This is a genomic window from Mycobacterium pinniadriaticum (assembly GCF_026242045.1).
In the GTDB taxonomy this organism is placed as follows: domain Bacteria; phylum Actinomycetota; class Actinomycetes; order Mycobacteriales; family Mycobacteriaceae; genus Mycobacterium; species Mycobacterium pinniadriaticum.
Genome location: NZ_JAPJDO010000052.1, coordinates 21,542 through 30,723 on the forward strand (window position 1 = coordinate 21,542; position 9,182 = coordinate 30,723).

Genomic DNA, 9,182 nt, shown 5'->3' on the forward strand with positions numbered 1-9,182 from the left:
GCCACCCCGGCCACACTCGCGGCGGCGGCGCCCGCTGCCGCGAGCACCCCGGTGGCGGCGGCCACCATAACGAGCACGTTCCCGACTGTGCAGCAGATACTGTGCAACCTCGCCCAGGGGGTGATCGATAACACCGGTCCCACCCTGCTGAGCATCCTGGGGCCTCGACAGCAGTTCAGCATCGAGGACGTCATCGTCGCGATCGTCACCAACGAGTGGGATGGGCGGCAGATCGTCGGCAATGGCGCCGACGGTACCGCGGACAGCCCGGACGGCAAGGTCGGCGGATGGTTGATCGGCAACGGCGGCAACGGTTATTCCCCGCCGGCCGGGTCCGGCCTGGCCGGCGGCAACGGCGGCAACGGGGGACTGATCGGCAACGGCGGCACCGGCGGCGCCGGCGCGGACGGGCTCGGCACCGACAACGGCCAGGACGGTGGCACCGGCGGGGCGGCGTTCCTGTTCGGCACCGGAGGTACCGGCGGGGCGGGCGGTGCCGGCGGCACCGGCGCTACCGGTGGTAACGGTGGAGCCGGCGGGACGGGCGGGCTGATCGCCGGTTCCGGCGGGACGGGTGGCGCAGGCGGTACCGGCGCTACTGGCGGCAACGGCGGTGCGGGCGGAGCCGTGCTCAGTCTGGGGCTCGGATACTTCACCGGTTCTTCGAGTCTGTTCGGCAGGGCTTACCAGGCCGGAACCGTGATCGGCGGTACCGGCGGGGCGGGCGGTACCGGCACGGCCGGCGCCGGGGGCAACGGCGGGGCCGGCGGTGCGGCGATGATCTGGGACTGGTCCTACACCAACTACTACGTGGCCGCGACGACGCAGTTCACCGGTCTCGGCGGGAATCCGCTGACCGCCATCGGCGGAACGGGCGGGGCCGGCGGCGACGGCACGCTGCTCGGCGGCGCGGGTGGCACCGGCGGTGATGCCTACGACTTCTTGGACAGCGGATCCCTGGTCGCGGGTCAGGCGATCGGCGGAACGGGCGGGGCCGGCGGCGACGCCACGGACCTACTGGGGCTGGGTGGGGCCGGCGGCAACGGTGGCAACGGCTACGCGAATTTTCCGGATACCGCCTCCGGCGGGGCCGGCGGTGCTGCGGGGAGCGGTTTGGCCGGTCTGGGCGTGCCGGGCCTGCCGGGCGTCGGCCTCTCGGTGCCGGCCCTGTCGACCATCACCTGCCTGGTGAATCTCTGCCCGGCGTGAGCAGTCACTAAGCTCGCTGTCCATGGCTGCGCTGGAGGGTCGGGTCGCGTTCATCACCGGCGGAGCACGCGGGCAAGGGCGCGCGCATGCCTTGGCGTTGGCCGCCGAAGGCGCGAAGGTCGTCATCGCCGACGTGCCCCGTCCGATGAACCTGACGTATCCACTGGCCACCGAGGACGATCTTCGCAACACCGCCAAAGAGGTCGAAGAGCTTGGCGGCCTCTGCCTTCCGATCGTGTTGGATGTGCGGGACGCGGACGCGCTGCGTGCGGCCATCGAGGAGACCGTCAGCACCTTGGGAAGCCTTGACATCCTGGTCGCCAACGCCGGTGTTGTGAGCACCGGACCGCTGGACGAGGTAACCGACCAGGTGTGGGAACAGCTGGTGGGCACCAATCTGACGGGCGTGTTCCACACTCTGCGGGCGGCCACCCCGGTGATGCGGCGGCAGCGATTCGGTCGCATCGTCGTCACGTCTTCTATGGGCGGTCGGATGGGCATCCCGGAGTTGGCGGCGTACAACGCCACCAAGTGGGGAGTCATCGGCCTGGCGAAGTCGTTGGCGTTGGAGCTCGCCAAGGACGGCATCACGGTCAATGTCATCTGCCCGACGACGGTGCACACGCCCATGGTGCAGCCGGTGGACAGCGACGGTGTTCCCGACGAGTTGATCCAACGGATGATGCGGGCCAATCCCATACCCCAGCCGTGGATCGAACCCGAGGACGTCAGCCGTGGGCTCCTCTATCTGGTCACCGACCCCGGTGTCGTCACCGGCAGCGTGCTGGAGATCGGCTTGGGCGGCAGCGCTCGACTGCACTGACGAACCGGCGCCGCTACTTCCAGTGCTCGTCGAGCAACGTCGACCAGGCGTGGTCGACCTGCTGCCATTCCTCCGGGCACCCCGCGGCGCGGTCTTCGGGAAGCTCACCGTCAGTGACCATGTCGGCATTGGCCTCGGGGTTGGATCCGTAGATCCAGCATTGGAGGTTGTAGACGCGCTGTGCGTCCAACGAGTGGACGTCGGCCATATCGTCCGCGCTCAGTTCGGTCCGGGCTGCGGCGGATGCGGCGAATGCCCGCGCGAAATCCTTGACGGCCGCCACCGACTCGGAATCGACTGTGCCGTCGTCACCGGGCGTCAGGAGGAGGTAGGCGGCCAGCTGATCAGCGGCGTCCTCCTCCTTTCCGGTGATCGGCAGGTCGTACAGGGTGATCGCCATGTGGCCGGTCTCGTGATAGAAGGTCGCGTCCTCGGAACCGATGGCCGACGCGATCGGGTCCGGATCGCCGGCCTGGGTGAAGATTTTCTCGCCCAGGTCCGCGTCCTCGTAGCAGATGGTGATGGTCTTCTCGCTCGGGCTCCAGAAGGCGTTCGCCTCATCGCACTGCGATCCGTGCAGCGGAATGTCGGTGGGCAGCTTCAACGACCGGTTGATGTCGGCGGCGAGGTCTTCGAGCACCTGGTTGTCCTCCAGCAGCTTCTTGCCGTTGATCGCCTCAGGACTCGTGGCGTCGTCGTAGGTGACGATCATCTCTCCGCCGGCCTCTGGTGTCTGAGTTTCGCCGGGGCCCTTGGCTTTTGGTGTCTCCGATGCGGTGGAGTCGCCGGCCGAATCGGCCTTCTCCTCGGTGCTGCTGCCGCCGCATCCGACCACAATGAAACCCACCGCAACCACCGCCAGGACTCGAGTGCGCATTGCCCCAACTTTCGTGAAAGCGATCTGGTGATTGACAAGATCGCAGATCCAACGGCCGGAGATGACGCTTTTCTCAATTCGCCGACGTGGTGACCAGGAAGTTCGCCAACTCAGCGTCGAACAATTCGCGGTTTTCCAGGAACGGGAAATGGGTGCCGCCATCGCGGGCGGCGACACGTGCGAACCGTGCGCCGGGAATCTGGCGACTCACCCACCGTTGCGAGGCGATCGGAACATTCACCGAGTCGCCGGCGACCACAAGCGTCGGCAGACCGATGTGCGGTATCAGGGCGCGCCAATCGTGGGTGGCGACGTCGAACAGAAGATCGGCGGCGAGTCGGCGATCGAACCTGACGCCCTGCTCGATGAGCCAGGCGAGGTCATCGCGGCCGAACCCCGGTGAGGTCACCTCGGTGAGGAAGTCGATCCTCGGGTCGTGGTCGTCGCTGCGCAGCTGCCCGGTGAACGCGAACAGCCCCGCGGCATCCATCGTCGCGCCCGCCTGAAGAGCGGTCTCATCGGTCCAGGCGGGATCCCTTAGAGCACAAGGCATCTGGTCGACCAGGATCAGTGCGGCAAGCCTCTCTCTGCCGAACAGTTCGAGATAGGACCAGATGACCGCGCACCCCATCGAGTGCCCGAGCAGCCGGACGTCGTCAAGGTCGTTGGCGCTCAACACATCATGCAGATCCGCGGCGAGCCGATGAATGTGATAGCCGACCTCGGGAACCGAAGACGCACCGTGACCCCGGTGGTCGATGGCGAATACCCGCCACGACTCCGAGAAGCTCTTGAGCTGCCCGGTGAATATCTGCGCCGTCTGCGACCAGCCGGGCAACATCACCAGCGGCGGGCCGTTGCCCGCGGTGAGGTGGGCGATGACGGTGCCATCGGCACACGTCGTCTCTCCGGTGCGGGTCCCGGTCACTTGAATGCCTCCGCTGTCCCCACAACGATCACCCCGTCCCATTCGCCATGTCCTTTTGCATTGTCTCTCCCGGAGAGGCAGTGCGTCGGGCGCTGAGCCGATAGCCTCGTTCGCATGCTCGACGGAGCGATGTTGTTGTGGTGGATCCTCACGGTGCCGTCCTTCTTGTTCGTCGTTGTCGACATCTGGCGGACGACGCCGGAGTCCAACGTCCTCAAGTGGGCGTTCGTGATCATCACCCTGTTCACCGGCCCGATCGGGGCCTTCTTGTACGTCCTCGGGTGCCGGGAACCGCTTCCGGGAACCCATGAGCAGTACATCTCGGCGCGCTGGCGCCAAGTGCTCGGTTCGACCATGCACTGCGTCGCCGGAGACGGTGTCGGAATCGTGGTCGGCGCCGCGATCGGGGCCGGGCTGGCGCTGTCTTTCGGGCCTGATTTCCTGCTTGAGTATGTGTTGGGGTTCGGGTTCGGATGGGCGTTCTTCCAGGCGTTCGCCATGCGTGACATGGCGGGCGGGTCGTATCTGACCTCGCTGAGGATGACGTTCCTGCCCGAGCTGCTGTCGATGAACCTGCTGATGACGGGCATGATCGTGACCTCCCGGTTCGCGATGAGCGCGATCCCCGGTGGTGACGACCCCACCCGTCCGGAGTTCTGGTTCATCATGTCGATGGCCCTGACGGCCGGTTTCGCCTGCGCGTATCCGATCAACTGGTGGCTGGTGGCCAATCACATGAAGCACGGGATGCTCACCGTGCGGCGGTCCACGTCTGAGTCGGCGGACGAGCCCGCCATGGCCGGCATGTCCGGCGGGCATGACATGGCGGACATGCCCGAAACCTCCGCGGCGGAGCCGGCCCAACCCAGCGCCGGTGTGAAGGCCGCGATGACCGTGTTCACCTTCGCCGTGCTCGGCGTCGCCCTGTGGATCGTCGTTCAGTTCGCGCTCTGAGCCGGCTATCCCAAGGTGCGTTGGTAGCGGCGCATCCCGGCGATCCAGCGCTCGTAGTCGGCGCCCTTCTGCCGATACATGGTCAGCACCTCGGGGTGCGGTAGTACCAGGAAGGTCTGATCGGAGATGGCTTGGACCACGAGCGCGGCGACGTCGTCGGGACCGATCACCGCACCGGCGCTGGTGACGGCGGCGCCGGCCACCCGAATCGCCTCGTCGGTCGAGTCGGACATGCCGCGCAGCAGCGGAGTGTCCACACCCATCGGGCACACGCAACTCACGCCGATTCCCCTGTCGCCGTATGTGATAGACAACCATTCGGCGAACCCGACAGCGGCGTGCTTGGTCACGCTGTAGGGCGCCGCGCCGAGCTGAGTCAGCAGTCCGGCCGCTGAAGCGACGGCGACGAAATATCCGCTGCCACGCTCAAGCCATTCCGGCACAACAGCTTTGGCAGCGCGGATGTGAGCACGCAGGTTGACGTCGATGATGCGATCCCAGGCAGCTTCGTCGTCGCCGAGGCCGGGCTGGCCGGTGATGCCGGCGTTGGCGACGTAGATGTCGACCGGCCCGAACGCCCGGCGTGCGGTGTCGAGCAGGATTGCAATGCCCTCGGCGCTCGCGGCGTCCACGGTCGTTGCGACGCCCCCGGTCATTTCGGCGGTCTCGGCGGCCGAATCCGCGTCGATGTCGGCGGCCACCACCTTCGCTCCCGCCGATGCCAGCGCCACCGCGATGGACCTGCCGATACCCGAGCCCGCTCCGGTGACCACCGCCACCGATCCGTCGACCTTCACGGCACATGTCTACCGCATGGGTTACGGCGGCGATGGGGGAGTAACGCGATAGACATCGATTTCTTCGGGCAAGCCCTTGAGGCGTTGTGGACCAAGGCATTCGAATATCAGGCACCAAGCTCCCTTTCGGTCGGCCGGGTACAACACGATCAATCCGGCAGGTATTCGAGACTGCGCCGATCAAGAGGCAGACCTGACTAGGTTGTCGGTATGCGGCTGACGCTCTTCATCAACCCGGAGCATCCCCCGGGTGATCCGCTCGACTGCGGTTGGCCGAACATGTGGAGCAGGTGTCCATCGCGCAGGCCGGGGGCTACGACGGCGTCACGATCGGAACCCACCTTTCGTATGGTTCGGCGGCCTGGTTGCCGCCCTTCCCGACGCTGGCCCGTCTTGCCCCCGCGGCGGCCGGGATGTCGCTGTCGACCTGCATGCTGGTCCTGCCGTATCACCACCCGCTGCAGGTCGCGATCGATGGTGCGTTCCTCGATGTGCTGTGTGGTGGCGCTTTCACTCTGGGAGTGTCGGCGGGCTGGGCGCGGGATGAATTCGCCCAACTCGGTATCGACCGTCGCGAACGGGTCTGCCGATTCACCGAATCCCTCGACCTCATCGACCGGCTGTGGTCGCAGGACCGGGTGTCCTTCGAGGGCAAGTACTACCGCGTCGACGATGTGTCGTTGGCGCTGCGGCCCGTCCGGTCCCCGCGACCGCCGGTATGGTTGGGCGGCAGCGTGACCCGCTCGGTTCAACGGGCGGCCGAGCTGGCCGACACCGCGATCGGCGATACCTGGGTGGCCTCCTCACATCTGACCGAGGCGGTGATCGTCGAGCAGGCCGAGACGTTCGGCGCCAGGCTGGCTGAGCTGGGCAAGCCGCGACCGGCGGACTTTCCGCTGCTGCGCAACATCGTGGTGGCCGAAGACCGTTCCACGGCGCTGCGCGAGGCGGTGCCCTACCTGCAGGCCAGCTACCAGGTGTTCGACCGCTGGGGTTTGTTCAGCGAGGTGGTCGGCGATCCCGGTGCCGCGGACGAGATCCCCGAATTGCTGGCGGGCCGGGTGATCATCGGCTCACCCGAGGATTGCGCCGAACAATTGGTGCGGCTGGCGCGCTCGACCGGTTTCACCCGCCTGATTGCGCGGGTTCAGTGGATGGGGATGGAACAGCGGATCGTCTGCCGCACGATCGAACTGCTCGCCCACGATGTGTGGCCGATGGTGGAGCGGGAGCTCGGCTGAGGATAAGGATCGCCAACCCGCGTTTACCTGTTGCATAACGGAATTCGGCCAGCACCAGCTGGGAACGACTAGGTGCGCGCCGCCCCGGAGGTCTTTTTCCGCCAACCCAGGTAGGCGAATAGCAGCGTGAGTGCGGAATAGAGCACAACTTCACCCCAGATGTACCCGAGGCTCCAGGTCCTGCCGAAGAATCGCAGAGTATCCATGTCGGCGAACAAGGCGAAACCGAGGTGGATGATCGCGAACCCGGCGAAGAGGCCGGCCAGGAATTTGTACATGGTTCCCTCCTCATGTCTCCGTGTATCCGAGCGTCGCCCCTTGCGTTGGTCCGGACTAGGGTCGAAGGTCATTCCCGAGTCCCGCCGGGGTGTGGTCGTCAGCGCGAATTACGGCTGGAGGACCATTGCTCGGGGTCGCCGTCGGATCTCGAACAAGAGCGCGACCGGGGGAAGCTACCAGTGTGCCTTCAGGCAGCGTGACACTGGCGGCGCACCGCGCTTGCGACGAAAGAGCACCAGGGCAAGAGCGATCGCCGTCAGCGGTATGACCGTCATGATCAGATCCAGCGCATCTGCCGCGTCGAGCATGCTTGAGGTTGCCTGGGAGATCACCCACGCAGTGCGCTCCGGATCGAGTGTGGCGCTACTCGTGGCGTCGCCCGTTGCGCCCAGGATGTCGCCGGCCCGCCGGGCACTGATGCCGGAGCCGGCCAGCTTCGATTCGGCGTCGCGAATGAAGAACATGATGCCGAACATCGAAAAGAGCGCCGAACCGAGGCCGTAGAGGGTTCGAACAGTTCGAGCACCGTTCGCGCTGTTCAAGGTGGAGCCGATGACGGGAATCGAACCCGCGCATTCAGCTTGGGAAGCTGCACGGAGCATCCCCCGTTCTAGAGAGCCGTCCTCTCATGGGTGTGTGACGAGGTACGTTTCGTTGTCCAGCCCGGCAGTGAGTTCCTCAATGTCGAAGGGCAGGTCGAGTCGTGCGTTCAACGCCTTCGGGTCGACAAGCAGACTAATCTCGGCGGTTTGGCGGGCGAGGAGTCGTCCAATGAACGGGTAGAGCCGACGCATAATCGCCCGCTCTGCGGAGGTGCAGCGTGACGCGCAGTAGCCAACGTGGCCGATTTCGTCGGTAAGGATTTCCTTGTAGAGCAGTTCAATCCGTTCGGAGACTTTGGGTTCGTCGGCGAAGAGTTCGACGCCAACGCGGCGGAGTTCGTCGAACATTATGCAGCCCGCCATCTCTCCGGCCCCGACGACCGAAAATCCGAGTCGCTGGGGGAGGAACACGCCTGTCTTGACGAACTGCCGAAGCACGAAAGGCGGTGGGACAACCTGGAAGGTCAGATCGAAGACCTCGAGAGCATATGCCAGCAGACGGGTGTGGTAGTGCTCTTCCAGTTCGAGGTAAACGTTCTCGAGCGGCAGATTTTCATCACTGTTGCGCCCATAGGTTTCGCCGAGTCCCACACCGAACCGTTCAGCCTGATTCAGTTTGGCGGTTGCCAGCAGAAACAACATCTTCCTGTCCAGGCCTGGTTCGGGTCGTCGACGGCGCAGATTGCGAAGGAACGTTGATCGATCTGCGGGATGGGCTGAGCGCACGGAGTTCGCTTCAAGGTCGTTGAAAAACTGCTCTCGATTCGCCAACCGTCTATTGAGCAGGTCGGCTTCCCCGTCGCGCTTGACCAAGAAATCCCTGTAGCCCTCGATGCCCGTGCGATTCATCGGTTCTCCATTCCCTTCACAATCGTTGTCACATAACGACTTAACAGGGCAGCATCGTGTGCCCCGGTGGCGAGCAATGCGAACATCCCGGTAAGGAAAAACGTGGCAAGTTCCGCAGCATCGCGGTCGGAGGACACGCGTCCTGCGTCTTGCGACCGGCTGATCACGCCCACCACAAACTCTCCGAGCGGGTGCTGCGCTAATTCGTCTTCGACCGGACGCGTTGAGGAGAAATGCAAGCCGAGCATGTCCCGGAAAACGACGCTGCCCACCCGACGCTCAGCGCGGAGTACCTGATGGACAACTTCTGCAAGCACCGACGCCAGATCGCCTTCGGGCTCGCCGAGTTCACTGATGATCCGATTCTCCTCGTAGCGCTCCGCCTCAAGAAGAACGTGCTCCTTTGTTGGAAAGTGGAAGTAGAACGTTCCCCTCACCACCCCCGCCGCAGCGGCGATGGCAGTGACATCAGCGGCGGCCAACCCGCGTTGCGAAATCTCCGCCAACGCGGCGTCGAACAAGCGGGCCCGGGTTTCGAGTCGGCGAGCCTCCCTGACGCCCCCGGCTGTCGATTCGGCCACTGATACGGCGTGCGGTGGCCTCATGGCGGCCACCCTACGCTC

The 9,182-nt window shown here is 65.3% G+C and carries 11 protein-coding genes; 4 read left to right on the forward strand and 7 right to left on the reverse strand.

Annotated features, from left to right (window positions below):
• Positions 1-87: 87 nt before the first annotated feature.
• Together ORI27_RS30135 and ORI27_RS30140 are read left to right on the forward strand one after the other, a co-directional pair.
• On the forward strand, positions 88-1,209 hold the full coding sequence (locus ORI27_RS30135; RefSeq protein WP_266000829.1) for a PGRS repeat-containing protein: 1,122 nt from the start codon (positions 88-90) through the stop codon (positions 1,207-1,209).
• Positions 1,210-1,231: 22 nt separating this feature from the next.
• Positions 1,232-2,032: a mycofactocin-coupled SDR family oxidoreductase gene (locus ORI27_RS30140; protein WP_266000830.1), complete on the forward strand. Its 801-nt coding sequence runs from the start codon at positions 1,232-1,234 to the stop codon at positions 2,030-2,032.
• 13 nt (positions 2,033-2,045) lie between these two features.
• Here the strand turns inward: ORI27_RS30140 and ORI27_RS30145 are convergent, their stop codons facing one another.
• Together ORI27_RS30145 and ORI27_RS30150 are read right to left on the reverse strand one after the other, a co-directional pair.
• Positions 2,046-2,909, reverse strand: a complete 864-nt coding sequence (locus ORI27_RS30145) for a DUF4344 domain-containing metallopeptidase (RefSeq protein ID WP_266000831.1) — start codon at positions 2,907-2,909, stop codon at positions 2,046-2,048.
• A gap of 73 nt (positions 2,910-2,982) precedes the next feature.
• A complete protein-coding gene (locus ORI27_RS30150; protein ID WP_266000832.1) occupies positions 2,983-3,837 on the reverse strand; it encodes an alpha/beta fold hydrolase in 855 nt (284 codons plus the stop codon).
• Positions 3,838-3,951: 114 nt separating this feature from the next.
• Here ORI27_RS30150 and ORI27_RS30155 point away from each other — a divergent pair, with 114 nt between their 5' ends.
• Positions 3,952-4,791, forward strand: coding sequence for a DUF4396 domain-containing protein (locus ORI27_RS30155; protein WP_266000833.1), 840 nt, complete (start codon positions 3,952-3,954; stop codon positions 4,789-4,791).
• Positions 4,792-4,796: 5 nt separating this feature from the next.
• Here ORI27_RS30155 and ORI27_RS30160 read toward each other — a convergent pair whose 3' ends face one another.
• Positions 4,797-5,588: an SDR family oxidoreductase gene (locus tag ORI27_RS30160; protein ID WP_266000834.1), complete on the reverse strand. Its 792-nt coding sequence runs from the start codon at positions 5,586-5,588 to the stop codon at positions 4,797-4,799.
• A 269-nt stretch (positions 5,589-5,857) separates the two neighbouring features.
• Here ORI27_RS30160 and ORI27_RS30165 point away from each other — a divergent pair, with 269 nt between their 5' ends.
• Positions 5,858-6,829, forward strand: a complete 972-nt coding sequence (locus tag ORI27_RS30165) for an LLM class flavin-dependent oxidoreductase (RefSeq protein WP_266000835.1) — start codon at positions 5,858-5,860, stop codon at positions 6,827-6,829.
• 68 nt (positions 6,830-6,897) lie between these two features.
• Here the strand turns inward: ORI27_RS30165 and ORI27_RS30170 are convergent, their stop codons facing one another.
• The 4 genes from ORI27_RS30170 to ORI27_RS30185 form a co-directional block, all read right to left on the reverse strand.
• On the reverse strand, positions 6,898-7,107 hold the full coding sequence (locus ORI27_RS30170; protein WP_266000836.1) for a hypothetical protein: 210 nt from the start codon (positions 7,105-7,107) through the stop codon (positions 6,898-6,900).
• 174 nt (positions 7,108-7,281) lie between these two features.
• Entirely contained in the window at positions 7,282-7,710 is a 429-nt protein-coding gene (locus tag ORI27_RS30175; protein WP_266000837.1) for a hypothetical protein, read from the reverse strand.
• Between the two features lie 24 nt (positions 7,711-7,734).
• Complete coding sequence (locus ORI27_RS30180; RefSeq protein WP_266000839.1) at positions 7,735-8,559, reverse strand: hypothetical protein; 825 nt, start codon at positions 8,557-8,559, stop codon at positions 7,735-7,737.
• Positions 8,556-9,164, reverse strand: coding sequence for a TetR/AcrR family transcriptional regulator (locus ORI27_RS30185; RefSeq protein WP_266000841.1), 609 nt, complete (start codon positions 9,162-9,164; stop codon positions 8,556-8,558). Before ORI27_RS30185 ends, ORI27_RS30180 begins: the two co-directional genes overlap by 4 nt.
• Positions 9,165-9,182: the final 18 nt, after the last annotated feature.

Coding starts and splice junctions, on each gene's coding strand:
- ORI27_RS30140 (WP_266000830.1), top strand. CDS start 1,232: ATGGCTGCGCTGGAGGGTCGGGTCGCGTTCATCACCGGCGGAGCACGC.
- ORI27_RS30185 (WP_266000841.1), bottom strand. CDS start 9,164: ATGAGGCCACCGCACGCCGTATCAGTGGCCGAATCGACAGCCGGGGGC.
- ORI27_RS30155 (WP_266000833.1), top strand. CDS start 3,952: ATGCTCGACGGAGCGATGTTGTTGTGGTGGATCCTCACGGTGCCGTCC.
- ORI27_RS30175 (WP_266000837.1), bottom strand. CDS start 7,710: ATGCTCCGTGCAGCTTCCCAAGCTGAATGCGCGGGTTCGATTCCCGTC.
- ORI27_RS30180 (WP_266000839.1), bottom strand. CDS start 8,559: ATGAATCGCACGGGCATCGAGGGCTACAGGGATTTCTTGGTCAAGCGC.
- ORI27_RS30145 (WP_266000831.1), bottom strand. CDS start 2,909: ATGCGCACTCGAGTCCTGGCGGTGGTTGCGGTGGGTTTCATTGTGGTC.
- ORI27_RS30170 (WP_266000836.1), bottom strand. CDS start 7,107: ATGTACAAATTCCTGGCCGGCCTCTTCGCCGGGTTCGCGATCATCCAC.